Below are 24,277 nucleotides of genomic sequence, written 5' to 3'. Positions count from 1 at the left end.
GCAACCAGGGGTGTAACAATGAATGCGGCATCAAGAGAGCATGGCAAGACTGCTGCGCCCAATGTCAGGATCATCATCCGGCCAGTGGGTATGGACAAGCCACGAGTCTGGCTGGCGGCAGGGTTCGAGGATTTTCGTCAGGCCATGTCGGTCAGCCTGGCCTATGGCATGTTCTGGGTGGGGCTGAGCATTGCCATTACTGCGGGTGCCTTCACGCTGGGGCTCTGGCACTGGCTGCTGCCGCTGCTTGCCGGTTTCATGTTCATGGGTCCGCTGGTGGCGGTGGGTTCCTACGGCATCAGTCAGGCGCTCGAGGCGGGTCGCGCTCCCAATCTGGGGGACGCCTTCGGCGGCTGGAAGGGGCATGCAGGACAGCTGGCGATGATGGGCGTGATGATGATGATCTTCTTCCTCGCCTGGATACGTCTGGCCACGCTGCTGTTTGCGCTGTTCTTCGGTTTCGAGGTTCCCAGTCCCGAGATGCTCTACACGTCGCTGCTGACCACGGCGGAGGGCCTGATGATGCTGGCGGTCGGAGGGGTGGTCGGTGCCATCCTGGCCTTCGGCGCCTTCACCATCAGCGTGGTGGCTATTCCCACCTTGATGGATCAGGACCTCACCTTCATGGAGGGCATCGAGGCCAGTATCCGTTCGGTGGCAAACAACTTCCGTCCGATGCTGCTGTGGGCGGCCATCCTCACCGGGTGCGTGCTGGTCGGGGTGATGACCTTCTATATCGGCCTGGCCCTGATCCTGCCGGTGCTTGGCCATGCCAGCTGGCATGCCTACGAGGATCTGGTCCGTATCGAGCCGGTCGAGGAACTGCCAAGTTGAGATAATGCCATGGGCAGTCACCGGCAATCAGAGGGCGCTCGGCGCCCTCTATGCTTGTGGTCCGCCCGTCTCCTGACTTCGGGCGCCGAGTCGCTTAGTCTGTGGTCTGCTTCCCCGTTATCAGGAATCCTGCCGATGCTGACCGGATTCACCCCGCGTCTTCTTGCAGCGCTGCTGTGGCTGCTGGTGTCGCTATCCAACGCCCAGGGAGCGACGCTGCCGGAGCCCTCGGGGAGGGTGCTACTGACCGTCAGCGGTGCCATCGCATCCACCAACGTGGGGGGCGAGGCGCGTTTCGATCGCGCGATGCTCGAAGCCCTGCCGTCTCGGGTCATCGAGACCCATACGCCCTGGCATCGCGGCAATGGACGTTTCGAGGGACCCCTGATCCGGGGGCTGCTCGAAATCGTCGGTGTCGACGGCGATCACGTTCACATCAGGGCCCTCGACGACTTCGAGGCGGAAGTCCCGGTGGCAGATTTGCATTCCTACGACGTGATCCTGGCCATGACGCGCAACGCCGAGCCCCTCGGTATCCGTGAGTTCGGGCCGCTGTTCGTCCTTTACCCCTTCGATGCCCATCCCGAGCTGCTCAACGAGGCCGTGCGCTTCCGCTCGGTATGGCATGTCGAGCGAATCATCGTACCCTGAGATGCCCTGGATGCGCAGACATGGCCTGCTGGACTACCCCCTCAGTCTCAAGCTGGGCGCCATCGCCGCGCTGGTGTTCTTCGCAGCGGCTCTGGTAGTGGCGGGCCTGGTCGCTTGGCGTCAGGAAAGGCTGGCCGAGAGTGTGGGCGGGGATGCCGCCTGGCACGCCTACAAGCTCGATCGGGACACGGTGGAACTGCGAAGCTTCCTGGCTCGTCCCGACCTGGGCGCCGAGCCCCTGCCAGACCTGCGCATGCGCTTCGAGCTGCTCTACAGCCGGGTCAATCTGCTTCAGGATGGCGACATCACTCAGTTGCTGGAGAACATCGACGTCGCCGATGAGCTGGTGGCGGAGGTCGAGCGGCACCTCGATATTCTGGATGCGCGGATCCATGGCCTCCAGCGGCTCGATGCCGAGGCTCGGACGGATCTGATCGCGCGGTTGGGGGTCCTGGGGGGAGTCACCGAGCGGCTGATCGTCTCCATTAATGGCCATCTGGCGGAGGCTGCCACCCGTGAGCGGAAAGAGCTGCAGACCCTCTATGGGCTATTGCTGCTGCTGATCCTTGCCATGAGCCTGGCAGCGTCGCTGGTGGTGGTCTTTCTCTTCCGCGAGTCCGGCGACAACGCCGCCGCTCGACGGGAACTGGAAACGTTGAGTCGTGAGCTGCAGGTCACCGCACGCCGGGCCGAATCCTCGAGCCGCGCCAAGTCGGAATTTCTCGCGACCGTCAGCCATGAAATCCGAACACCGCTAAATGGTGTGATCGGCATGAGTGACCTGCTGCAAGATCAGCCGCTGCCCGAGGAGGCACGCCACTATGCCGATACCATCCATTACAGCGCCCAGCGGCTGCTCGACCTGATCAACGACATCCTGGATTTTTCCAAGATCGAGGCACAGCGGCTCGAGTTCGAGGACCAACCTTTCGAGCTGGCCGAACTGGTCGACGGCGCGGTCTCGCTGCTCGCGCCGCGGGCACAGGCCCGGGGCCTCCGCCTGGAGTGCGAGCTGGATCCCCTGCTGCCGGTGCATCTCCGGGGAGATGCCGGCCGCCTACGCCAGGTCCTGCTCAACCTGCTCTCCAATGCCATCAAGTTCACCGAGCATGGCGAGATCAGGCTGGCTGTGCACGCCCACGGCGCAGGGCAGGTAATGTTCGAGGTGATCGACTCGGGGGTAGGTATCGCCCCCGAGCGCCAGGCCCAGCTGTTCGAGCCCTTCCAACAGGGTGATCCTTCCACCGCACGACGCTACGGCGGCACCGGGCTGGGGCTCGCCATCTGCAAGCAACTGATCGAGGCGCAGGGAGGGCGACTCGCTTTCGAGAGCGAGGTGGGCCTGGGAAGCCGATTCTGGTTCGTGCTGACGCTGGCATCGGCTTCCTCCATCGAGGCGGTGGAGGGCACGACGGTGGCTGCCCAGGAGGGGCATCTGACCGACGTCCGATTGCTGGTGGTCGAGGATGACCCCGTCAACCAGCAGGTAGCCCGTGCCATGCTCGAACGGCTGGGTTGCCGGGTAAGCGTGGCCGAGACAGCAGGCGAGGCGCTTTCCCAGGCCTCGCGTGAGCGCTTCGACCTGATCTTCATGGATGTACAGATGCCCGGTATGGACGGGCTTGAGGCCACACGACGCCTGCGGGCTCGCGGTGACTGGTCCGCCCGGGTACCGATAGTGGCCATGACTGCCGGAGGACCGAGCGGTGACCAGGCGCGTTGTCTGGCCGCCGGCATGAACGGCTATCTGACCAAGCCGCTCTTCCAGGATTCCCTGGTGGCGCTGCTGTGTCGGCATCTGCGCCCTGCGGGGCTTGCTCCATCGGCCGACCTGTCGCTCGATTCGACTACCCTGTCGGCCCTACGGGAGAGCATAGGCCAGCAGGGACTGACGGATCTGATCACCGTCTACCGGCATCAGTCGACGGAGCACCTGGCTGACCTCGAGAAGGCTGCGGCCGATGGGCTGCCTCGCCGTGTCGAGTCCCTCGCCCATCGCCTCAAGGGGGAGTCCGCCAGCCTGGGCGCGACGCAGGTGGCGGGGCTTGCCAGCCGCCTGGAGCAAGTGGGGAAAGAGGTCCGCCTGGACGAGATCGCTGTCACCCTGAGTGCCCTGCATCGCTGCCTGGCACTGACTCTGGTGGCTCTGCAGGCTTGGTCACCGAGTGACCGATGATGCGCCGTTCAGGGACTTCGACGCCTCCCAGAAGGGCCGTCTGGCGCTGGTGCGCCAGCCGGTCGCGCTGCCTTGATCTTGATCGTGCCTGGGCGGGTCAGGGCGAGGAGTCAGGTCAGGGCGGCGGCGCGGTGGGCCTCGTCCCGGATCTCCTCGAGGAGAAGGCATTCGCCGCGTTTGCTGGCGATGAAATGAACCAGCAGGGCGTCCAGCGTCGAGAGGTGGTGATACCGAGCCATCAGTTCGCTGAACTGTCGCGAGTGCTGGGCGAAGGCCAGGGCGTAGCCCAGGGTCTGGCAAGCCATGGCGTCGTCGGTGATGAAGAGATGGAGCCGGTTCTCTTTCCCTGGCCCTCGGCGGTGGTAGGGAGCAGCCGGCAGGCAGTGACGCAGCTGCAGCTCGTCGGCGAGCGCCTCCAGAGCGACGAGGCGTTGCTCACACTCGATGCCCAGCGCGGCCATCAGGCGGCTGACATGAGGGCGAGTGGGAAGGAAGCTAAGGGCAAGGCCGCGGTACCGCTCCATCTCTCGGGACTCGTGGTCGTGAGCGATGGACAGTGGTTCATCTGCAGCTCTTTTGCGGGTGTCCCCTCCGGGGAGGCTGGCAGGCATGGGCATCTCCTCTTCTTGTCATCCGGGCCTCTTCCGGGCACCGTCTGGACAGGGTAGCCGCTTCCGTTCATGACCACCCTTGACGTCAGTCAATTTCGTTCCCGGATCAGCACAAAGTATCAGACGGCATGATGCCAATGAGGAGGTATCTCCTCTTCGCCATGGATCGGCGTTGTCGCCCCATGTACCGGCGAATACACCGCCGTTAAACGAGACAGGCAGGCCGACATGCTCGATCTTTCCACCGCCACGCCCGGCGTTTCCGGCTCGGCCGACACGCGTGTGCCGCTTCGCACGGCCGCGAGTCACCGGCGTGATCCACGGGCCGCGGCATCCAGGCCGGGCGTGTCTGGACCAACTGCTACCACCAGTACCCGGCCCATGCCGCCTTCGGCGGCTACAGGAAGCCCGGGGTCGGGCGCGAGACCCACAAGGTGGCCCTCGAGCACTACCAGCAGACCAAGAACCTGCTAGTGAACTATGACATCAACCCGTTGGGCGTCTTCTGACCGAGTCGGCCGAAAGACGCCTCTGCGAGCACCGAGCAGGCAAGTTGGGCGCGACGCCAGTCGCGCCTTTTTTCGTTCGGTGCTACACGCCCTGCACTCTTTGCGTCATCATCTGTCGCCCGGTCCCCGCGGAGACGCCATGACGATCATCGACCTAGAAGCCCCCGACCTCCACCAGGCGCGACTGCAGCGTGCGGCGTCTCTGATCAGGAGTAGCGGTGCACGGCGGGTGCTCGACCTTGGCTGTGGCTCCGGGGGGTTGCTGCAGTACCTGCTGCGGGATAGGCAGTTCGAACGGGTGGTGGGCCTGGAGCTCTCCGGCGAGCTGCTCGCCCAGGCCAAGCTGAGACTGGAGAACCTGCCGGCGGCCCATGCAGGGCGCCTCGAGCTGGTCTGCGGGTCCTATGCCGAAGCCCACCCGGCGTTGGTGGGCTTCGAGGCTGCGGCCATGGTGGAGACCATCGAGCATGTCCCACCAGAGGAGCTCTCTCGGGTCGAGCGTGCGGTCTTCGCCGGGCTGCGGCCGCATCTGCTGGTGATGACCACACCCAACCACGAATACAACCCGCTTTATGACATGGCGCTGGGCGAGTTCCGCGATCCTGACCACAAGTTCGAGTGGGGCCGGGCGCGCTTTCGTGACTGGACACTGGGCGTGGCCCGGCGCAACGGCTATCGGGTGCGCTTCTCCGGGGTCGGCGAGATGGATGCTCACCTCGGCCAGCCGACCCAGGTGGCGGTGTTCACGCGGCACCTCGCGCCGGGGTCGAGCTGATCCGGTCGTTCCAGTTCCATGAAGCACCGGTGAGGCGTCAGTCGTCCGAGAACACCACAGGTGGCAGGGGCGAGCGGCTCACCGACAGCGAGAAGATATCGGGCCGGGCATAGTGGCCGCAGACATCCAGTGAGCGGCGGGCCCGGCGTGCGTTTTCGACCTCTATCTCAGCATAGAGGATGCCCTTCTCGCGGTTGAGCGGCCCCGCCACCACCTCGCCCGACGGTGCGATGACGACGGCATTGCCCACATTGATCCACTCCTCCGGGGTGAATAGCCTGTCGCGTTCCGGGAAGGACGCAGGGATGTCGCTGCCCTGGATGGCGGTGGCCGTGCCGATCACCCAGCAGCCCGCTTCCCTGGCAATGTGGCGCAGCGTGGCGAGACAGGCATCGCTTGAGTCCCAGGTCGGGTTGATGAAGATCTCCAGGTCCTGGGCATAGAGGGCGTAGCGGGCCAGCGGCATGTAGCTTTCCCAGCAGATCAGGCTGCCGAGTCGCCCGACGGGGGTCTCGACGACCCTGAGTCCGCTGGCGTCGCCCATGCCCCAGACCATGCGCTCGGGATTGGTCGGCATCAGCTTGCGGTGGCGGTTCAGCAGGCGGCCATCCGGGCCGATCACCACCACGCTGTTGTATAGGGTGGTGCCGCTGTAGCGGCGGTCGATCTCGGTGAGGCCCGTCACCAGAGTCACCCCATGCCGTGCGGCGGCGTCCCGCAGGGGCTGGAGGGTGTCTCCGTCAAGGTCGACGGCATTTTCGCGCAGCCGGGCATGCAGTTCGCTTGCAAGCGACATGTCGCCGCCCGGTGCGAGTCGCCAGATCCAGGTCGGATAGCCGGGGAGATGGGCCTCCGGGAACACCAGCAGGCTAGCCCCGACGCCGACCGCCTCGTCGATGGAGGCCAGCATCCTGTCCAGTGTCTCGTCTCGCTCGAGCAACACGGGGGGCTTCTGAATCACCGCGACGTTTGTGGCCATGGCGGGGTCCTCGTGCGCGGTGCGGGCGCCGAAGGGCGCCTGTCACGGGCACTGTCCTGATCTTCACTATAGCGGCGAGGGGCGCAGAGCGCCGTGATCGGGGACGACAACGCCTCGTAGTACGAAAACCTCGAGGCGCTCGCCGCACCCGGGGCAGGTCCAGGCCGGGCGAGACGGGATAGATGGCTGATGGCATGACTCCTTGGGGGCCCAGGCGGGCCGGGGTTGACGTTGCCAGTCTCATCGCTCGGGGTGCAAGCGGCATGCAGCGAGGTTGCAAAGGCCGTGCATCCGCTGGGACTCACTCCTCCGGCTGATACTTGTAGCCGACTCCGTAGACCGAGCGGATCACCTCGCGTTCCGGCCAGGTCTCGGCAATCTTGCGGCGCAGCTTCTTGACGTGGCTGTCCACGGTTCGCTCGGAGACGATGCGGTGATCGCGGTACATGTGATCCATCAGCTGCTCGCGGGTGAAGATGCGCCCAGGCGAATGCATCATCACCTTCAGCAGCTGAAACTCCACCGCGGTCAGCCCCAGGTCCCGGCCATCGGCGAGTGCGCGCCAGCCCTCCTCGTCGAGGATCAGGTCGCTTGCCCCGGCGAGCGCGGGGTCCCTGGCCGCTCGACTGCGTCGCAGCACGGCCTTGATCCGCGCCACTACCTCGCGTGGGCTGAAGGGCTTGCAGATGTAGTCATCAGCACCCAGTTCCAGCCCGAGCAGGCGGTCGACCTCCTCGACCCTGGCGGTGAGCATGATGATGGCGATCCCCGGCCAGCGCTGACGGACCTCTCGACAGAGGGTCAGGCCATCGGTGCCCGGGAGCATCAGGTCGAGCAGTATCAGTTCGGGGCGCGTCGTTTGGGCTCCGAGCCAGGGAAGCACGGCATCGCCATGCTCCAGATGGTGGCTGGTGAAGCCGCTGCCTTGCAGGTAGTCGGCGACCAGGCGGGCGATCTTGGGTTCATCCTCGACGATCAGGACCTGGGGCTGATCGGTGTCCGGGGTGCTCATGCGGCGTCCTCCCTGAGCGGGTGATCCTGAATGGCGGTGAAGGTCAGGGTCCAGCATAACCCGCCGAAGGCCGACGGTGAGGCCTCCATCCTTGCGCCATGTGCGCGAGCCAGTGCCGTGGCGATGGACAGTCCCAGGCCGCTGCCGCCGCTGGCACGGTTGCGAGACCCCTCGACCCGGTAGAGCCGCTCGGTAAGCCTCGACAGGTCGGCTTCGGGCACCCCCGGGGCGCTGTCTTCCCAGGTCACCCGCACCTGGCCGTCGTGGCAGGCCAGGCGCACGCGCAGCCTTCCCGGGGGCCGGGTGTAGGCGCAGGTATTGTCGATCAGGTTGTTCCATAGCTGACGCAGGCGCTGGGTGTCGCCGCGGATCCAGGCCGGCCCGTCGATCTCCTGTTCCAGTCGGATGCCGCTGTCGTCCAGCCAGCCGATGGCCTCTTCGAGTCGCGAGGCGAGGCTCTCGGCCAGGTCCAGCGGGGCCAACTGGACTTCCAGTGCGCCTGCATCGCTCTGAGAGAGCAGCCGCAGGTCGGCGACCAGGCGTTCCAGTTGGCCGACTTCCTGGGCCAGCGAATGCAGGTTGTCCTGATCCAGCGGGCGGATGCCGTCCTGCAGCGCCTCGATCTCGCCGCGCAACACCGCCAGCGGCGTGCGCAGCTCATGGGCGATATCGGACACCCAGCGATTGCGCGCCTCGCGGCTGGCCTCCAGGGTGGCGGCCAGCACATTGAAGTCATGGGCCAGGCTGGCGAGCTCGTCGCGGCCATGCTCCGCCAGTCGGGTGCTGTAGTCGCCCTCGGTGAGACGCCGGGTGGCCTGGGCCATGCCGCGGGTGCGCCGCCCCAGCCACCAGGAAAGGCCGCCGGCCAGCAGCAGTGAGGCCAGCCCCAGGGCCGCGACGATGATGCCCAGGTTACGCTGCTGGCGGGAGAGGAAGATGCGGTCCATGCGTGCCATCAGCTGCTGGGGCGGGCGGTAGCCGAGGATTCCGACCTCCTCGCCGTCGCTCAGTATGGGCAGCCAGCGCAGCTCAGCCGCCTGCTGGTCGTCGTCCGGGGGCAGGCCGATCACCGGCAGGCCGCCGGCGTCGTGGAGTACGAAGTCCTTGGGGTCGCCGAGGCGTCGCTCGATGCCCTCCGGTGGTAGCGTGTCTCCGGGCCACAGCTGGCGGCGCACGAGACGATGCCAGGCGCGAGGTGACTGGCGCAGCCACTGCCAGTCGCCGCGATGCGCCCACTCCTCGGCGAGTCCCTCTGCCAGTGTCTCGGCGCGGCGGGTCTGGGTCTGGTCAAGGTACTCGATGAAGCCCTGATCGAGGCTGCGCGAGACCGCCAGGAACACCAGTCCGGAGATGGCCACGTTGACCACCAGGATGATCGCGAACAGCTTGACGCCGAGTCGCGATACGGCCAGGCGGGGGAGGCATGGCGCGCGCATGGGCAGGCTCCAGGGTCGAGGGACAGCGAGTCAGTCAGGCATTCTCGCCGCCCGGCGTGCAGCCTTCGGTCAGTTTCTGTGCAGGCAATGTGAAGGTTGTCGCCAGCCTCGCGCACTCGGCGGGTGTGGGCAAGGCCGAAAACTGCTCAAAGCGAGAGCAGGAAGAGGATCAACGGCGGGGAAAGCAGCGAGAGAATGAAGCCCGAGACCACGGCCACCGGGACGCAGTCCACGCCGCCGTGCTGCTGAATCACCGGCAGGGTGAAGTCCATGGAGGTGGCGCCCCCGTAGCCGATGGCCAGCGCAGCATGGCGACGGATCACCAACGGGATCAGCACGAAGGCGAGGAGCTCCCGAGCCAGGTCGTTGAAGAAGGCAACACCGCCCAGCAGCGGACCGAGCTGGTCGCCGACCAGGATGCCGGAGAGGGAGTACCAGCCGAAGCCGGCCGCCATGGCCAGCCCTTCGTTCCAGGCCAGGTCCAGCATCGGGGCCGCGAGCAGGCCGCCGACCAGCGAGCTTCCGGCCAGGGTCAAGGCGATGGCCAGGCCGAAGCGATTGAGCACGATCTGGCGCAGTGGCATGCCGGAGTTGCGCAGCTGACAGCCGATCAGCGCCAGCAGGGCGTAGAGCACCCACTCCGCCAGGACCTCGGCGGACTCGAACAGGTCGCTGCCGGTCAACCATTCCAGCAAAAGGCCGATCACCATGCCGGCCACCACCACGGCTACTAGTGACAGCGAACCGACCATGGCGGCCAGCTTGCTGGTGGGCGCACCAGTCACCACCTTCGAGGTGCCGGCGGTGAGGCCGAGCCGCTGTGACAGCCACCACAGGGCGGCCAGGTTGCAGGACGAGATCACCGCAAACAGCAGCAGGGCCTGGCCGCCCAGACGCGAGAGCTGGCCTGCCAGGTTGTCGAGTCCGGCCAGGCTCACCCCCATCAGCAGCAGGATCACATAGATCGAGGCATTCACGCCGCGGTTGATCAGGGCCATCAGCCGGGCATCGTGTGCCGGGATCAGATAGCCCAGCACCAGGGGCAATAGCACGATCAGCAGGCCGGTCAGCATCGAGACTCCCTTCCCGTCAAGGGTCGCCGGCGGCGACCAAAAGCCGCCCACTCTAGTCAATTTCCCTTCGGGGAGGAAGCGCGCTCAGCGCGGGCCCAGGGCGAGTTCGATCAGGGTCAGGCGGCTTCGACGCTTGCCATCGCGGTGGTACTCCATGGCGAGCAGCAGGCCTGGCACGCCGGGGTGAAAGCTGAAGGTCATCTTGCGACCGGGCTCGTCCGGCTCACTGGCCTCTACCCTGACGGCCTCGAAGTTACCGGGTGGTAACGAGAGTGTGTCGCGCAAGAGCACCCGGTACTCGATCAGCTTCTCGCGACCGCGGTGGTCGAGATAGCGCAGTCGGCAGGGGTGCGCGCAGTCTGCCGCAGCGGCGCGTCGGGATAGATCGATCAGGGCGGTCTGACGGTCGGGTAATCGAGCCAGAGCCTCGTGGTCCAGCTCGTATTCCTTGCCGAATCCCATCAGGGTGTAGCCGCTGGCGTAGTGCAGCGAGCGGATGGCTTGGCCGGCGAGGAAGCGGCTCCGCTCGCTGCCCCGGGCCACCCCGATGTCGGCGCTCATCTCGCTAATCCACTGTTTCCCGTCGCGGGACAGTCGGTGCTCGATGGTGGCATTCGGCCAGCCCTTGACCTCGAGGCGGTAGCGGGCGTCGAAGGGGCTCGGTTCCATGGCGAGGGCGCTGCCGGTCGCCAGCAGCAGTAGCAGCAGGAGGGCGGTGCAACGGCGTGGCAGTGATGGCATGACGGGCCTCCATGGCCTTCTCTCGGGCAGGGGTGAGAGTCCTGGCGGGCCGCAGGGTTCCCGGGAGTGAGCCATGGCGGCCTCTCCTCGCTGCCAGGCGTTCCGCCAAGAGTGGCGTGTCCGTCGCCGTCACGCCAGCGAGGAGACCCCCATGGCCAGTAGTGTTGCTGGTCGCCGATGACCATGCCGAGATCACGGCCCCGGTGCCCCGGCCTGGTTGAAGCAGTTTGCCGCCCTGCAGAACCGAGCCTCGGTCGAGTTTGACGCAGATAGACGACTGGTCTATTCTTTCCAGCATGAAGACGCAAGCCACCCGTGACAAGCTGATCCAGATCGGCGCCGAGCTGATTGCCGAGCAGGGCTTCAACGCCACCGGCATCAACGCGGTGCTGAGCAGGGCAGGGGTCCCCAAGGGCTCCTTCTATCACTACTTCTCGAGCAAGGAGGATTTCGGCCTGGCCGTGATCGATGCCTTCGCCGAGCAGTACGATGACCGGCTGGCGGCCATCTTCCACGACCCGGAACTGACGCCCCTGGGTCGCCTGCGGCGCTATTTCGACGCGGGCAGGGCCGACATGCTCTCCTGCGACCACGCCCGCGGCTGCCTGATCGGCAACCTGGGGCAGGAGCTGTCGTCGCGCAGCGAGGTGTTCCGCGCTCGCCTCGACCAGGTGTTCCGCCGCTGGGAGCGTCGGCTGGTGGCCTGCCTCGAGGAGGCGAGGGCCGCCGGCGAGGTGTCGGAAGACCTCGATACCGAGGTCCTTGCCGGCTTCATCCTGACCGGCTGGCAGGGCGCCATGCTGCGCGCCAAGACGACCAAGTCGTTGGCGCCTATGGAGTCCTTCGAGCAGGTCCTGTTCCGTCACATGCTGTCACGCGAGGTTCCAGCGGTGACGTGACTCACGTTACCTCCCTGACAACGTATTGCGTCCCGTCACTAGTAGACTGGTCTATACACGATACGCGGCGCGAGCCTGGCTCGACGGCCCGATATTCCCACGACCCCGGCCGGACCGCTCGGGGTCATTCCAACGATTACCCTCACAGGAGACGTTTCCATGTCCGAGATCAACGGCAAGGTCGTGATCATTACCGGGGCCAGCAGCGGCCTCGGCGAAGCCACCGCCCACCGCCTGGCGAAGGCCGGAGCCAAGCTAGTGCTCGGCGCACGCCGCGAGGAGCGCCTGCAGGCCCTGCGTGACGCCATCGTCGAGCAGGGCGGCGAGGCGATCTACCACGTCACCGACGTGACCGAGCGCGATCAGGTCGAGGCGCTAGCGCAGGCCGCCAAGGAGGCCTACGGCCGCATCGACGTACTGATCAACAACGCCGGCCTGATGCCGCTGTCGCCGCTCGACCAGCTCAAGGTCGACGAGTGGGAGCAGATGATCGACGTCAACATCAAGGGCGTGCTCTACGGCATCGCCGCGGTGCTGCCGACCATGCGCGAGCAGCATGCCGGCCACATCATCAACCTCTCCTCCGTGGCGGGCCACGTGGTGTTCCCCTCCGCCGCCGTCTACTGCGCCACCAAGTACGCGGTCAAGGCGCTGTCCGAGGGCATTCGCCAGGAGGGGGGCGAGGAGATTCGCTCCACCAACATCTCGCCGGGGGCGGTGGCGACCGAGCTCACCTCCACCATCAGCGACCCGGATACCGCCAAGGGCGTTAACGAGCTCTACGAGATGGCCATCGATGCCGATGCCATCGCCCGGGCGATCGTCTACGCCATCGAGCAGCCGGCCGACGTCGACGTCAACGAGCTGATCATCCGGCCGACCAAACAGCCGCTGTAAGCCCCTCGTCCGCCGAGTGCGGCGGGCAGGTCCCCGGCGGGTCGCCGCCGGGGCAGGCCATGTCATCGACACGACAGCGAGGAACGATCATGACGGACAAGACGCAGTATCAGCCCCCCAGGGTATGGACCTGGGAAGGCGAGAGCGGTGGCAAGTTCGCCAGCATCAACCGCCCGGTGTCCGGGGCCACCCACTACCAGAGTCTGCCCATCGGCCAGCAACCGCTGCAGCTCTACTCGCTGGCCACGCCCAACGGCGTCAAGGTGACGATCCTGCTGGAGGAACTGCTGGCGCTGGGCCACCAGGAAGCAGAATACGATGCCTGGCTGATCAGGATCGGCGAGGGGGACCAGTTCTCCAGCGGCTTCGTCGAGGCCAACCCCAACTCCAAGATCCCCGCGCTGGTGGATCACGGCGGCGACGCGCCGCAGCGGGTGTTCGAGTCCGGCTCGATTCTACTCTACCTGGCCGAGAAGTTCGGCGCCTTCCTGCCACAGGACCTCGGGGCGCGTACCGAGACCCTGAACTGGCTGTTCTGGCAGATGGGGTCGGCTCCCTATATCGGTGGCGGCTTCGGCCACTTCTACGCCTACGCCCCGGAGAAGCTCGAATACCCGATCAACCGCTTCACCATGGAGGCCAAGCGCCAGCTCGACGTGCTGGATCGCACCCTGGCCGAACGCGAGTACATCGCCGGTGACGAGTACACCATTGCGGATATCGCCATCTATCCCTGGTACGGAGTCCTGGCCCAGGGCCGGCTCTACGATGCCGGGGAATTCCTGTCCGTCGACGAGTACCCACACCTGCAGCGCTGGGCGAGAGCCATCGCCGAGCGGCCGGCGGTCAAGCGGGGGCGCATGGTCAACCGTACCTGGGGGGAGGCCTCGGAGCAGCTGCACGAGCGTCACGCGGCCAGCGACTTCGAGACTCGCACCGAAGACAAGGCATAGCGGTACCGCCTGCGGGGCACCCTGGTAAAAGAGGAAGGGCACACGGTTTTCCGGTGTGCCCTTGCTTCGTTATAAGGACAGGGTTGTCAGCCCGGTCAATAACCGGCCTCTGGATCGACGGTATCGATCGGCTTCCCCGCCTCCAGGGCGCGCAGTGCCTCCGCCACCTGGTCGATCGCTTCACCCAGCGGTGTGGGCCCCGCCATGTGGGGCGTGATCCAGACCCGCGGATGCGACCAGAGCCGGCTGTCCTGGGGCAGCGGCTCCACCGGGAAGGCGTCGAGGATGGCGCCGCGCAGGCGGCCCTGCGTCTCTCCTCCAAGGTCGCTGCCGTGATCCAGCGCCTCGAGCAGCGCGGCCTCGTCGATCAGGGTGCCGCGGCCCGGGTTGATCAGGCTGGCCCCCTCGGGAAGCCTCGCCAGAGCGGCGGCATCGATGACATGGTGCGTCGATGGAGTGTCCGGCAGCAGCAGGACCAGGCTCTTCACCCGGCCGAGCAGTTCGATCAGCCCCTTGTCGCCATGGTGACAGGTGATGGTCGGTAGCGACTTGGGCGAGCGGCTCCAGCCATGCACCGGGAAGCCATCTGCGGCCACCATGGCCGCCACTCTGGCGCCGATGGCGCCAAGCCCCAGCACCCCCACCGGCCAGTCAGCCTTGTCGGTCACGGCATGTTCATGCCAGTCGCGGCGAGCCTGCTGGCGGCGATAGCGGTCGAAATCGCGCTGGAAGTGCAGGATGCTGTAGCGGACATAGTCACCGATCAGCTCTGCCATGCCCGCATCGCGCAGCTTGACGATGGGCACCCCCTCGGGGAGTCCCGGGTTCCCCAGCAGGGCATCGACCCCGGCACCCAGGTTGATGATGCCCTTGAGCCCCACGGGCTCACCCAGCAACTCGGCGGAGGGTTTCCACGCGGCGAGGTAGTCCGCCTTGCGACGCTGCTCGGCCGGTGCGGCGCTGGTGATGACCTCGGCCTCGGGCAGCCGCTCGGCCAGGGCTTCTCGCCACTGCTCGGCGTCGTCGATATGGAGCAGAACCTTCATGCTGCCTTCCTCGCCTTGTGTCTGTCCCCATCATGGGAGCGGTGACGGCCATGAACAAGCGTGACTTCTCCGAGGAAATGCTTGACCGCCCACCATGGGGTGGCAGTAACCTTCCCCCCCAAGGTAATCGATTGATTGTCCGGAGCGACAGCCTGGCCCATGACCAGAACAGCCTTCGACAGTGATGCGGCACCCCGGCCCGGCCTTCTCGACGCAGAGCAGAGAGGGCCGATTTCTTGATGATGCGATGGCGAGTGGCTTCATGATTCAGGTTTCCCTTCCCTTCACTCGTGAAGAATATGCGACCCGCCTGTGGAAGGTGCGCGCCGAGATGGCCAGCCGTGGCATCGACGTGCTGATCGTCAGCGATCCCTCCAACATGGCCTGGTTGACCGGCTATGACGGCTGGTCCTTCTACGTGCACCAGTGTGTGCTGGTCGGCCTGGAGGGGGAGCCGGTGTGGTACGGCCGGCGAATGGATGCCAATGGTGCACTGCGCACCTGCTGGATCGACCCGGACAACATCACCTACTACCCGGATTACTACGTCCAGAATCCGGACATGCATCCCATGGACTATCTCGCTCAGACCATCTTGCCCGACCGAGGCTGGCACGAAGGCGTCGTGGGGATGGAGATGGACAACTACTACTTCTCGGCCAAGGCCTACCAGTGCCTGCTGAGCGAGCTGCCCCATGCACGCTTCATGGATGCCAACGCCCTGGTCAACTGGTGTCGTGCCATCAAGTCGCCCCAGGAGATCGAGTACATGCGCGTGGCGGCGAAGATCGTCGAGGGCATGCATACGCGGATACTGGAGGTGATCGAGCCGGGGCTGCCCAAGAGCAAGCTGGTCTCCGAGATCTACCGGGTCGGCATCGAGGGCTGGCGCGATGATCAGGGCAAGATCTATGGAGGCGACTATCCCGCCATCGTGCCCATGCTGCCCACCGGCTCCGATGCCGCCGCCCCGCACCTGACCTGGGACGACACGCCGTTCCGCGAAGGCGAGGGCACCTTCTTCGAGATCGCCGGTGTCTTCAAGCGCTACCATGCCCCCATGTCGCGGACCGTATTCCTGGGCAAGCCGCCGCAGGAGTTTGTGCGTGCCGAATCGGCGCTGCTCGAGGGCATCGAGAATGGCCTGGCGGTGGCAAAGCCAGGCAACCGAACCGCGGATATCGCCATGGCACTGGGCTCGGCGATGGACAAGTATGGTTTCGACCGCGGCGGGGCCCGTTGTGGTTACCCCATCGGCATCAGCTACCCCCCGGACTGGGGCGAGCGCACCATGAGCCTGCGCCCCTCGGACGAGACTATCCTGCGGCCGGGCATGACCTTCCACTTCATGCCCGGCCTGTGGGAGGAAAACTGGGGCCTGGAAATAACCGAGAGCATCCTGATCACCGAGACCGGCTGCGAGACGCTGGCCGATTTCCCCCGTCAGCTGTTCGTGTGCTGAGGCAGCCGCGAGACGCCCGCCAAGACGCTCGTACAAGACAAGGAGAACACTACATGAGTACGCGACCCGGCCAAAAGCGGCCCAGTCCGATTTCCGCCACCGTCGACTTCGATGCCGACGGCGTACAGCACGGGTTTCTCAAGCTGCCGATCTCCAATGACGACTCTGCCTGGGGGGCGGTGATGATCCCTGTCACGGTGGTCAAGAACGGCGATGGCCCGACCGCACTGTTGACCGGCGGCAACCATGGTGACGAGTACGAGGGCATCACCGCGCTGATGAAGCTGACCAGCTCCCTCAAGGCGGAAGACGTGAATGGCCGGGTGATCATCGTGCCGATGATGAACGTGCCGGCGGCGATGGTCGGCAGGCGAACCTCGCCGATGGACGGCGGCAATCTCAACCGCAGCTTTCCCGGTGATCCGGACGGCACCGTGACCGAGAAGATCGCCGACTACTTCACCCGGGTGATGGTGCCGATGTGCGATGTGGTTCTCGATCTGCATTCCGGCGGCCGCACTCTGGACATCATTCCGTTCGGCGCCTCCCACGTGCTGGAGAATGCCGACCAACAGCGTCAGGCGCTGGAGGGAGCCAAGGCCTTCGGGGCTCCCTACGCCATGATGATGTTCGAGCTCGACGCGGCGGCGCTGTTCGATACCGCGGTGGAGGCACAGGGCAAGGTCTTCGTTGCCACCGAGCTGGGCGGCGGTGGCACCTCCACCCCGGATAGCCTTGAGATCACCGAGCGTGGCGTGCGCAACTTCCTGATCCAGTTTGGTCTGATCGAGGGTCGTGTGGAGATGCCCGCCGAGCCCCAGGTCTTCCTGGACATGCCCGATGCCAGTTGCTATGTGCAGAGCGAGCATTCGGGCCTGCTGGAGCTGACCCTGGCCCTGGGCGACACGGTGCAGGAAGGGCAAGTGATCGCCCGCGTCTATGACATGACCCGCAGCGGCACGCCCCCGGTGGAGTACTTCGCCGAGCGCAGCGGGATCCTCGCTGCCCGGCGTTTTCCGGCACAGGTCAACATGGGTGATACCATTGCGGTGATTGCCGAGATCGTCGATTCGCTCGGCTGAACAGCACAGAGAAACGCATGAAGCTCGATCGTTATGATCTGAAGATCCTCGAGATTTTGTCCCGCGATGGACGCATCACCAAGTCGAAGCTGGCCGAGGCGATCAACCTCTCGGTCAGTCCCTGCTGGGAGCGGGTGCGGCGGCTCGAGAAGGCCGGCATCATCGAAGGCTACGCGGCGCGCATCAATGCCGAGGTTCTCGTCAAGCAAACGCCGGTATGGGTGCAGATCGAGCTCAAGGCACACAATGCCGAGAGCTTTGCCCGCTTCGAGGCTCTGGTCCACGCCACCCCTGAAGTCACCGAGTGCGTGGCCGTCGGTGGTGGCGTAGACTATCTGATCAAGTTCGAGACCGAGTCCATCGATGCCTACCAGCGCCTTATGGATGCCTGGCTGACCGGGGAGGCCGGAATCGAGCGCTACTTCACCTACATCGTCACCAAGACGGTGAAGCGTCCCGCTCCGGGGTTTTCCCCTGTCGACGTCGCCTGAATGCAATTTCAACGTTGAAGTCCCCCCGCCTCATATGGCATAAGCTGGTAGCATGAGGGTGAGCCAGAGTTCACCCGGCCGGGCGATCCACCCGGCATGCTTTCGATGGTGCCGGTTCGAGTTCGATACTGCCCCGGAAGTCCTCAAGATCGCCTGACGCAGAGAGATCCAATGTCCTATTTCACGATTGCTGGGGTGCAGATGCACGCCCACCACCATGGTGACAACACCGAGGCCATGCGCCACCGGATCGACGTGCTGATGAGCCGTTTTCCCCAGGTGCAGATGGTCCTGTTCAGTGAGCTGATGCCCATGGGGGCCTCGACTCACCATGCCCAACCGATGCCCAGCGACGCTGAGGCGCTGTTCTGCCGGATTGCCGAGCAGCATCGCATCTGGCTGATTCCCGGCTCGATGTTCGAGCAGGCCGAGGACGGCATCTACAACACCCTCTCGGTGATCAACCCCCACGGGCAGGTGGTCAACCGTTTCCGCAAGCTGTTCCCTTTCCGTCCCTATGAGATAGGGGTCGAGAGCGGCACCGAGTTCGTGGTCTTTGACGTCCCCAATGTCGGTCGCTTCGGGGTCTCGATCTGCTACGACATGTGGTTCCCCGAGACCACCCGCACCCTGGCCGCCATGGGCGCCGAGGTGATCCTGCACCCGACCATGACCGACACCATCGACCGCGACATCGAACTGTCCATGGCGCGCACCAATGCCGCGATCAACCAGTGCTACTTCTTCGACATCAACGGTGCCGGGGCCTTGGGCAACGGTCGTTCCATCGTGGTAGGGCCCTCCGGCGACGTCATTCACCAGGCGGGTATCGGCGAGGAGATCATGCCGATCGAGATCGACATGACGAGAGTGCGTCGTGAACGCGAGGCGGGGCTGCGTGGCCTGGGCCAGCCGCTGAAGAGCTTCCGCGACCGCAAGGTGGATTTTTCGCTGTACCGGAGCGAGACCGGCTCAACTCCTTTCCTCGACACCCTGGGTCCGTTGGCCAAGCCGGTACGTGCCGACGTTGAAGAATATTGACCCCTCGTCTGCGGGCGGTGCATAGAAGAGAAGAAACTTACAAAGGACAGGAGACCTCATGCTGGAGTACCTGACTCGACTGCTGCGCCGCCTGCTTGGCCAACCGATTGCAGACATTTCCCCGCAGACGGCGCCCGGCGCCTCTCCCGTATCCGATGGAGTGACCACGATGAGCAAAATAACAACCATTGCCGATGTACGCCGCCACTTCCTTAATAATAAGGAGCCGATCTACTTCATCTCGGCTACCAACTTCAACCTGCTGGGGATCGGCGATTGGGTGGGCAACTTCCGCCACATCAACTATATCGATTGCTTCGAGGGCCAGCAGCGCAACGTCTTCGTTCCGAAGGAGAAGTTTCCCCGCGACTTCGAGAGCATCGAGGACATCAACAACTACCTCCTCGAGCACAAGGAAGTCATCGACTTCATCCAGTCTCGAACCGACGGTGAGAATGGCGGCACTGCCGCCTTCCTGATGTTCGATGAGCACACCGAGGAAGTCTGCGAGCAACTCGGCCTCAAGGTGGCGTTCCCTCCGGCCAAGCTGCGTTCGCGCATGGACAACAAGATCGAGACCGTGCGCATCGGCAACAAGGCTGGCGTGCCCAGCGTGCCCAACGTGCTGGCCAAGGTGGGCAGCTACCAGGAGCTGTGCGAGGTGAGCAAGGAGCTGGGCGACGACCTGGTGGTTCAGACTGCCTTCGGCGATTCCGGCCACACCACCTTCTTCATCTCCAATGAAGACGACTACTACAAGCATGCCGAGGAGATCGAGGCCGAGTCCGAGGTCAAGATCATGAAGCGCATCAACTGCCGCGGCTCGGCCATCGAGGCCTGTGCGACCCGCTGTGGCACCGTGGTCGGCCCGCTGATGACCGAGCTGGTAGGCTTCAAGACGCTGACCCCCTACAAGGGTGGCTGGTGCGGCAACGAGATGTTCGCCGGCGCCTTCGACCAGTCGGTCCGCGACAAGGCCCGCGAGTACACCTTCCAGTTCGGCGAGGCGTTGCGCGAGGAGGGCTATCGCGGCTACTTCGAGCTCGACTTCCTGATCGACATGGACAACGGCGAGGTCTATCTGGGCGAACTCAATCCGCGTGTCACCGGGGCCAGCTCGCTGACCAACGTGGCGGCCTTCGCCCACTCAGACATCCCGCTGTTCCTGTTCCACCTGCTGGAGTTCTCCGACGTCGATTTCGATCTCGATATCAACGAGATCAATGAGCGCTGGGCGCATCCGGAGAGTGTCGACAGCTGGAGCCAGCTGGTGATCAAGCACACCGACGAGAGCGTCGACCTGCTGACCGAGGCACCGCGTACAGGGGTCTGGAAGATGGCGGGAGACGGCAGCATTGGCTACCACCACTACAACTATCACCCCCATGCTGCCGAGGATGAAAGCGAAGGCTTCTTCCTGCGCATCAGCGGGGCCGGTGACTTTCGCTACGAGGGTGCCGATCTTGGCATCCTGATCACCCGCGGACGACTGATGGATGACGACTTTCAGCTCAACGAGCGCGCCAAGGCGTGGATCGAGGGCATCCGTGGCCAGTATGCTGGTCAGTCCCTCCAGGATCCGGTGGTGGAGAAGGTGGCCGTCAGCCATGCCGTCGGCGGCGGCAACTTCAAGATCCTGTGAATACAGCGATCGAATACCCTTCGCCCCGGGAGGTGCCTCCGGCCGATATGGACAAGATGCTCGATTTCCGGACCGTGCGCGAGGAAACGGCAGGCCCCCGTTGGCAGGCGTTGTTCGAGTACCACTGGCCGGCCTACGAACAGTGGTACCTCAGCGAGGGAGAGCGTGAGCGGCCGGGGTATCTCGCCTGCTATAACGCCCTGCGCAAGCACATGCCGGAGCTTCTCGATACCTACCGCACCCTTTGCCAGCTGGCAGGTGGCAGCGATCTGGCCGCGCGATTCTTGAGCCTCTACCAGCCGCCGGCCTACATCACCGGCTGCTCCCAGGCGGTGCTGGCTAGTCCCGCGTCGACGGTGCTGGCGCGCAACTATGACTATCCCCCCGAGCTGTGCGAGGGGACCATCCTCTACACCCACTGGAACGAGCGGCGGGTGATCGCCATGACCGACTGCCTGTGGGGCGTGCTGGATGGCATGAACGACCGTGGACTCACCGTGTCGCTTGCCTTCGGCGGACGCAAGACGGTGGGCCAGGGCTTCGGTGCGCCGATCATCCTGCGCTACATTCTGGAGTTCTGCGACACCGTGCCCGAGGCGTCCGAGGTGCTCGCCCGGATTCCCACCCACATGGCCTACAACATCACCGTAGCCGATGCCGCGGGTCGCTACGTGACGGCGATGATCGGCCCGGATCGTCGTGCCAGCATCCGGCGTGTGCCGGTGGCGACCAATCACCAGAAGAAGATCGAGTGGTATGCCCATGCCCTGGCCTCGGAGACGCTGATTCGCGAGCGTCAGCTATCGATCCTGGTCGACGACGAGGCCACCACCGAGGAGCGGTTGATCACCGCCTTCTCGGCACCACCATTGTTCCGCCATGATTACCGGCGGGGGCTGGGTACCATCTATACCGCGGTCTATCGTCCCGCTTCGGGACAGGCAGAATTCCACTGGCCCGGCCTGAAACTTGACCTGACCTTTGACGACTTTCCCGAGGAGCGGATCACCGTGCGCTATGGCACGCGGGGACTGCATGTTGGCTGAACTCGGGACGGCCTATGCATTTCATGAGATGCATTTCATAAAATAACGAACACGGATGGGTGTTTCCATGCCAGAGACGAGTCAAACCGAGACGCCCTATACCGCCCTGGGCTTCTACCACAAGATCTCCCAGTTGCGTGCCGACACCTGGAACGCGCTCAAGCGCGACCTGGGCCACCTGATTCGCCTGAATGACGCGAGCCGCGCCAAGAATCTGGTCAAGGCCATCGACGTCAAGCTCACCCGCCTCGAGATCATCGAGGACTATCATGCCTTTCCCTCCAAGGAAGACTTCCGCCACCTCTGGTCGCTGTTCAATCGCGAGGAATACGGGCTTCTGGAGAAGGTGGTCAAGCGCCTGGTACGGGCGCTGATCAGCGAGTCCTACCGGCGTCGCCATGTCGATTTGAGCGAGAACGATGCCGACGCCGAGGATCTGGAGACCCTGGATGCACTGAACCAGCTCCGTCGTGGCCATCCGGCCTCCAACAGTTCGGCCCAGCCTTACTTCGAGCTGCTGATCGTCGATAACCTCTCGGCCCCCGAGGAGGAGGTGGTTCGCGAGGCCTTCCACAACATGCGTCGTCCTGAAGACCGCTTCGTCTATGACGTGGTCACGGTACGCAGCTTCGAGGACGCGCTGATCGCGGTGCTGGTCAACCCCAACATCCAGGCCTGCCTGATTCGCTACGAGTTTCCCTACAAGTCCAAGTACAATCTCAGCGCCCTGCGCAGCTACCTCGAGGGGCTCTCCGAGCAGTCTCTGGAGTACCAGTCAGAGGCCGAGCGCAGCATCCTGCTCAGCTCGATGATCCACGAGCTGCGGCCCGAGATCGACCAGTTCCTGGTCACCAGTGGCGACGTGGAGGCCACGGCCAGTCGCGACATCCGTCACTTCAATCGCATCTTCTACCGCGAGACGGACTACATCGAGCAGCACCACACCATCATGCGGGCCATCGACAACCGCTACCGCACGCCCTTCTTCGATGCCCTGCGCGAGTACAGCAAGAAGCCCACCGGGGTCTTCCATGCCATGCCCATCTCCCGGGGCAAGTCCATCACCCGCTCCCACTGGGCTGGGCAGATGATCGACTTCTACGGCATCAACATCTTCCTCGCCGAGACTTCGGCCACCTCCGGTGGGCTGGATTCACTGTTGCAGCCATACGGGCCGATCAAGAAGGCCCAGGAGTACGCCGCCCGGGCCTTCGGGGCGCGCCAGACCTTCTTCGTCACCAACGGCACCTCCACGGCCAACAAGATCGTGGTACAGGCGCTGGTCAAGCCCCGTGACATCGTGCTGATCGACCGCGACTGCCACAAGTCGCACCACTACGGCATGGTGCTGGCCGGCGCCCATGTCAGCTACCTGGATTCCTATCCGCTGGACGACTACTCCATGTACGGCGCCGTGCCGCTCAAGGAGATCAAGAAGACGCTGCTCGAGTACAAGCGCTCCGGCCAGCTGCACAAGGTCAAGATGCTGCTGCTCACCAACTGCACCTTCGACGGGGTGGTCTACAACGTGCGGCGTGTGATGGAGGAGTGCCTGGCGATTAAGCCCGACCTGGTCTTCCTGTGGGACGAGGCCTGGTTTGCCTTCGCCGGCTTCAACCCGACCTACCGACCGCGTACCGCCATGCATGCCGCCAGGACGCTGCGTGACCGCTACCGCAGCGAGTCCTACCGTGAGGAGTATGACGCCTGGAAGGCAGAGTTCGAGACACTCGACCCCGACGACGATGCCACCTGGCTCGACCGGCGCCTGATGCCCGACCCCGACGCGGTCCGCATCCGGGCCTATGCTACCCACTCCACCCACAAGACCCTGACCTCACTGCGCCAGGGCTCGATGATCCATGTCTGGGATCAGGATTATCGCCAGAAGGTCGAGGCACCCTTCCACGAAGCCTACATGACACACACCTCGACCTCGCCGAACTACCAGATCATCGCCTCGTTGGATGTGGGGCGCATGCAGGCCGAGATGGAGGGCTTCGAGCTGGTCCATGCTCAGGTCGAGACAGCGCTGTCACTACGTGAGCAGCTCTATACCCACCCGCTTTTGAAGAAGTACTTCCGGGTGCTGGTCAACAAGGACATGGTGCCGCTGGATTTCCGTGAGTCGGGGGTGGAGACCTTCTACGATCCGGTCACCGGCTGGAACAAGATGGAGGAGGCCTGGGCCAATGATGAGTTCGTCGTTGACCCCTGCCGCATCACCATCGCCATCGGCGCGACCGGCATCGATGGCGATACCTTCAAGAATGAATACCTGATGAACAAGTACGGTATCCAGATCAACAAGACCTCGCGCAATACCGTGCTGTTCATGACCAACATCGGCACCTCGCGCGGCGCCATCGCCTACCTGCTCGACGTGCTGATCAAGCTGGCCAAGGAGTTCGAGTACCGTTGGGAGGAGAGCAGCCGACCCGAGCGCAAGATCATCGAGAATCGTGTTCACTCCCTGACCAAGGAGCTGCCGCCGTTGCCGGACTTCAGCCGCTTCCACGATGCCTTCCGCCCCGCGCCCGGTGGCAATACCCCGGAGGGGGATATCCGTCGTGCCTACTTCCTCAGCTACGACGAGGAGAACACCGAGTACCTGCGTTTCGATAATGGGGAACTACAGGCGCAGATGCGCAACGGGCGCGACGTGGTCTCGGCGAGTTTCGTGATTCCCTATCCGCCGGGTTTCCCGGTGCTGGTGCCCGGACAGGTGGTCAGCGAGGAGATCCTCTACTTCCTCCAGGCACTGGACGTGACCGAAATCCACGGCTATCGGCCTGAGCTTGGCCTGCTGGTCTTCACCGAGGAGGCCCTCAGCGACCCGCCGCTCGGCTGAACCCCGGGCCCAACAGAAAAAAGCGCACGATCTCGGCACAGGACAAAAAATCCTGTGCCGTTATACGAGG

The 24,277-nt window shown here is 64.5% G+C and carries 21 protein-coding genes and 1 pseudogene; 15 read left to right on the top strand and 7 right to left on the bottom strand.

Annotated features, from left to right (window positions below; translation table 11 throughout):
* The first annotated feature begins 18 nt into the window (after positions 1–18).
* The 3 genes from ABE960_RS01500 (at position 19) to ABE960_RS01490 (ending at position 3,661) form a co-directional block, all read left to right on the top strand.
* Positions 19–834: a DUF2189 domain-containing protein gene (locus tag ABE960_RS01500; RefSeq protein WP_349760449.1), complete on the top strand. Its 816-nt coding sequence runs from the start codon at positions 19–21 to the stop codon at positions 832–834.
* Between the two features lie 135 nt (positions 835–969).
* Positions 970–1,485: a putative pterin-binding protein gene (locus tag ABE960_RS01495; protein ID WP_349760448.1), complete on the top strand. Its 516-nt coding sequence runs from the start codon at positions 970–972 to the stop codon at positions 1,483–1,485.
* A gap of 10 nt (positions 1,486–1,495) precedes the next feature.
* Positions 1,496–3,661, top strand: coding sequence for an ATP-binding protein (locus ABE960_RS01490; RefSeq protein ID WP_349760447.1), 2,166 nt, complete (start codon positions 1,496–1,498; stop codon positions 3,659–3,661).
* Between the two features lie 110 nt (positions 3,662–3,771).
* On the opposite strand, the gene ABE960_RS01485 is transcribed toward ABE960_RS01490, so the two are convergent.
* Complete coding sequence (locus ABE960_RS01485) at positions 3,772–4,272, bottom strand: hypothetical protein (protein ID WP_349760446.1); 501 nt, start codon at positions 4,270–4,272, stop codon at positions 3,772–3,774.
* A 323-nt stretch (positions 4,273–4,595) separates the two neighbouring features.
* Here ABE960_RS01485 and ABE960_RS01480 point away from each other — a divergent pair.
* Positions 4,596–4,781, top strand: a pseudogene (locus ABE960_RS01480) (aldehyde dehydrogenase family protein); the annotation flags it as partial.
* A gap of 139 nt (positions 4,782–4,920) precedes the next feature.
* The gene (locus ABE960_RS01475; RefSeq protein ID WP_349760445.1) at positions 4,921–5,556 is read left to right on the top strand and encodes a methyltransferase domain-containing protein; all 636 of its coding nucleotides are present in this window, start codon (positions 4,921–4,923) and stop codon (positions 5,554–5,556) included.
* 37 nt (positions 5,557–5,593) lie between these two features.
* Here the strand turns inward: ABE960_RS01475 and ABE960_RS01470 are convergent, their stop codons facing one another.
* From ABE960_RS01470 to ABE960_RS01450, 5 genes are all read right to left on the bottom strand, one after another.
* Positions 5,594–6,535 (bottom strand): carbon-nitrogen hydrolase family protein, encoded by a 942-nt coding sequence (locus tag ABE960_RS01470; protein WP_349760444.1) that lies wholly within the window; start codon positions 6,533–6,535, stop codon positions 5,594–5,596.
* Positions 6,536–6,836: 301 nt separating this feature from the next.
* A complete protein-coding gene (locus ABE960_RS01465) occupies positions 6,837–7,547 on the bottom strand; it encodes a response regulator (RefSeq protein WP_349760443.1) in 711 nt (236 codons plus the stop codon).
* On the bottom strand, positions 7,544–8,983 hold the full coding sequence (locus ABE960_RS01460) for an ATP-binding protein (protein WP_349760442.1): 1,440 nt from the start codon (positions 8,981–8,983) through the stop codon (positions 7,544–7,546). The genes ABE960_RS01465 and ABE960_RS01460 overlap by 4 nt, the downstream gene beginning before the upstream one ends.
* A 146-nt stretch (positions 8,984–9,129) precedes the next feature.
* The gene (locus ABE960_RS01455) at positions 9,130–10,056 is read right to left on the bottom strand and encodes a LysO family transporter (RefSeq protein WP_349760441.1); all 927 of its coding nucleotides are present in this window, start codon (positions 10,054–10,056) and stop codon (positions 9,130–9,132) included.
* A gap of 84 nt (positions 10,057–10,140) precedes the next feature.
* Positions 10,141–10,797, bottom strand: a complete 657-nt coding sequence (locus ABE960_RS01450; RefSeq protein WP_349760440.1) for a hypothetical protein — start codon at positions 10,795–10,797, stop codon at positions 10,141–10,143.
* A 296-nt stretch (positions 10,798–11,093) separates the two neighbouring features.
* Between ABE960_RS01450 and ABE960_RS01445 the strand changes: the two genes are divergently transcribed.
* From ABE960_RS01445 to yghU, 3 genes are all read left to right on the top strand, one after another.
* Positions 11,094–11,696, top strand: coding sequence for a TetR/AcrR family transcriptional regulator (locus ABE960_RS01445; protein WP_349760439.1), 603 nt, complete (start codon positions 11,094–11,096; stop codon positions 11,694–11,696).
* Between the two features lie 159 nt (positions 11,697–11,855).
* The gene (locus tag ABE960_RS01440) at positions 11,856–12,593 is read left to right on the top strand and encodes an SDR family oxidoreductase (RefSeq protein WP_349760438.1); all 738 of its coding nucleotides are present in this window, start codon (positions 11,856–11,858) and stop codon (positions 12,591–12,593) included.
* Positions 12,594–12,682: 89 nt separating this feature from the next.
* A complete protein-coding gene (yghU, locus tag ABE960_RS01435; protein WP_349760437.1) occupies positions 12,683–13,546 on the top strand; it encodes a glutathione-dependent disulfide-bond oxidoreductase in 864 nt (287 codons plus the stop codon).
* A 95-nt stretch (positions 13,547–13,641) separates the two neighbouring features.
* Here the strand turns inward: yghU and ABE960_RS01430 are convergent, their stop codons facing one another.
* Positions 13,642–14,592, bottom strand: a complete 951-nt coding sequence (locus tag ABE960_RS01430) for a 2-hydroxyacid dehydrogenase (RefSeq protein ID WP_349760436.1) — start codon at positions 14,590–14,592, stop codon at positions 13,642–13,644.
* A gap of 262 nt (positions 14,593–14,854) precedes the next feature.
* Here ABE960_RS01430 and doeA point away from each other — a divergent pair, with 262 nt between their 5' ends.
* The 7 genes from doeA to ABE960_RS01395 all read left to right on the top strand — a co-directional run bounded on the left by doeA (position 14,855) and on the right by ABE960_RS01395 (position 24,207).
* Positions 14,855–16,054, top strand: a complete 1,200-nt coding sequence (doeA, locus tag ABE960_RS01425) for an ectoine hydrolase DoeA (RefSeq protein ID WP_349760435.1) — start codon at positions 14,855–14,857, stop codon at positions 16,052–16,054.
* 53 nt (positions 16,055–16,107) lie between these two features.
* Positions 16,108–17,136, top strand: coding sequence for a N(2)-acetyl-L-2,4-diaminobutanoate deacetylase DoeB (gene doeB, locus ABE960_RS01420; RefSeq protein ID WP_349760434.1), 1,029 nt, complete (start codon positions 16,108–16,110; stop codon positions 17,134–17,136).
* Positions 17,137–17,153: 17 nt separating this feature from the next.
* The gene (locus ABE960_RS01415) at positions 17,154–17,627 is read left to right on the top strand and encodes an Lrp/AsnC family transcriptional regulator (RefSeq protein ID WP_349760433.1); all 474 of its coding nucleotides are present in this window, start codon (positions 17,154–17,156) and stop codon (positions 17,625–17,627) included.
* 171 nt (positions 17,628–17,798) lie between these two features.
* Positions 17,799–18,668 (top strand): carbon-nitrogen hydrolase family protein, encoded by an 870-nt coding sequence (locus ABE960_RS01410; RefSeq protein WP_349760432.1) that lies wholly within the window; start codon positions 17,799–17,801, stop codon positions 18,666–18,668.
* A 58-nt stretch (positions 18,669–18,726) separates the two neighbouring features.
* Complete coding sequence (locus tag ABE960_RS01405; RefSeq protein WP_349760431.1) at positions 18,727–20,310, top strand: biotin carboxylase; 1,584 nt, start codon at positions 18,727–18,729, stop codon at positions 20,308–20,310.
* 47 nt (positions 20,311–20,357) lie between these two features.
* Positions 20,358–21,356, top strand: a complete 999-nt coding sequence (locus tag ABE960_RS01400) for a C45 family autoproteolytic acyltransferase/hydrolase (RefSeq protein WP_349760430.1) — start codon at positions 20,358–20,360, stop codon at positions 21,354–21,356.
* Positions 21,357–21,423: 67 nt separating this feature from the next.
* Complete coding sequence (locus tag ABE960_RS01395) at positions 21,424–24,207, top strand: aminotransferase class I/II-fold pyridoxal phosphate-dependent enzyme (RefSeq protein WP_349760429.1); 2,784 nt, start codon at positions 21,424–21,426, stop codon at positions 24,205–24,207.
* Positions 24,208–24,277: the final 70 nt, after the last annotated feature.

The organism is Halomonas aquatica (assembly GCF_040196335.1).
Taxonomy (GTDB): Bacteria; Pseudomonadota; Gammaproteobacteria; order Pseudomonadales; family Halomonadaceae; genus Halomonas; species Halomonas aquatica.
Note: the sequence above shows the minus strand (reverse complement) of the source record. Positions and strands in the feature narration are given on the sequence as shown.

Bases quoted from the DNA above. Each gene is read 5' to 3' on its own strand.
- ABE960_RS01455 (WP_349760441.1), bottom strand. From the start codon at position 10,056: ATGCTGACCGGCCTGCTGATCGTGCTATTGCCCCTGGTGCTGGGCTAT.
- ABE960_RS01395 (WP_349760429.1), top strand. From the start codon at position 21,424: ATGCCAGAGACGAGTCAAACCGAGACGCCCTATACCGCCCTGGGCTTC.
- yghU (WP_349760437.1), top strand. From the start codon at position 12,683: ATGACGGACAAGACGCAGTATCAGCCCCCCAGGGTATGGACCTGGGAA.
- ABE960_RS01445 (WP_349760439.1), top strand. From the start codon at position 11,094: ATGAAGACGCAAGCCACCCGTGACAAGCTGATCCAGATCGGCGCCGAG.
- ABE960_RS01400 (WP_349760430.1), top strand. From the start codon at position 20,358: ATGGACAAGATGCTCGATTTCCGGACCGTGCGCGAGGAAACGGCAGGC.
- doeA (WP_349760435.1), top strand. From the start codon at position 14,855: ATGATTCAGGTTTCCCTTCCCTTCACTCGTGAAGAATATGCGACCCGC.
- ABE960_RS01485 (WP_349760446.1), bottom strand. From the start codon at position 4,272: ATGCCTGCCAGCCTCCCCGGAGGGGACACCCGCAAAAGAGCTGCAGAT.
- ABE960_RS01465 (WP_349760443.1), bottom strand. From the start codon at position 7,547: ATGAGCACCCCGGACACCGATCAGCCCCAGGTCCTGATCGTCGAGGAT.
- ABE960_RS01430 (WP_349760436.1), bottom strand. From the start codon at position 14,592: ATGAAGGTTCTGCTCCATATCGACGACGCCGAGCAGTGGCGAGAAGCC.
- ABE960_RS01495 (WP_349760448.1), top strand. From the start codon at position 970: ATGCTGACCGGATTCACCCCGCGTCTTCTTGCAGCGCTGCTGTGGCTG.
- ABE960_RS01500 (WP_349760449.1), top strand. From the start codon at position 19: ATGAATGCGGCATCAAGAGAGCATGGCAAGACTGCTGCGCCCAATGTC.
- ABE960_RS01475 (WP_349760445.1), top strand. From the start codon at position 4,921: ATGACGATCATCGACCTAGAAGCCCCCGACCTCCACCAGGCGCGACTG.
- ABE960_RS01450 (WP_349760440.1), bottom strand. From the start codon at position 10,797: ATGCCATCACTGCCACGCCGTTGCACCGCCCTCCTGCTGCTACTGCTG.
- ABE960_RS01440 (WP_349760438.1), top strand. From the start codon at position 11,856: ATGTCCGAGATCAACGGCAAGGTCGTGATCATTACCGGGGCCAGCAGC.
- ABE960_RS01405 (WP_349760431.1), top strand. From the start codon at position 18,727: ATGCTGGAGTACCTGACTCGACTGCTGCGCCGCCTGCTTGGCCAACCG.
- ABE960_RS01490 (WP_349760447.1), top strand. From the start codon at position 1,496: ATGCGCAGACATGGCCTGCTGGACTACCCCCTCAGTCTCAAGCTGGGC.
- ABE960_RS01410 (WP_349760432.1), top strand. From the start codon at position 17,799: ATGTCCTATTTCACGATTGCTGGGGTGCAGATGCACGCCCACCACCAT.
- doeB (WP_349760434.1), top strand. From the start codon at position 16,108: ATGAGTACGCGACCCGGCCAAAAGCGGCCCAGTCCGATTTCCGCCACC.
- ABE960_RS01460 (WP_349760442.1), bottom strand. From the start codon at position 8,983: ATGCGCGCGCCATGCCTCCCCCGCCTGGCCGTATCGCGACTCGGCGTC.
- ABE960_RS01470 (WP_349760444.1), bottom strand. From the start codon at position 6,535: ATGGCCACAAACGTCGCGGTGATTCAGAAGCCCCCCGTGTTGCTCGAG.
- ABE960_RS01415 (WP_349760433.1), top strand. From the start codon at position 17,154: ATGAAGCTCGATCGTTATGATCTGAAGATCCTCGAGATTTTGTCCCGC.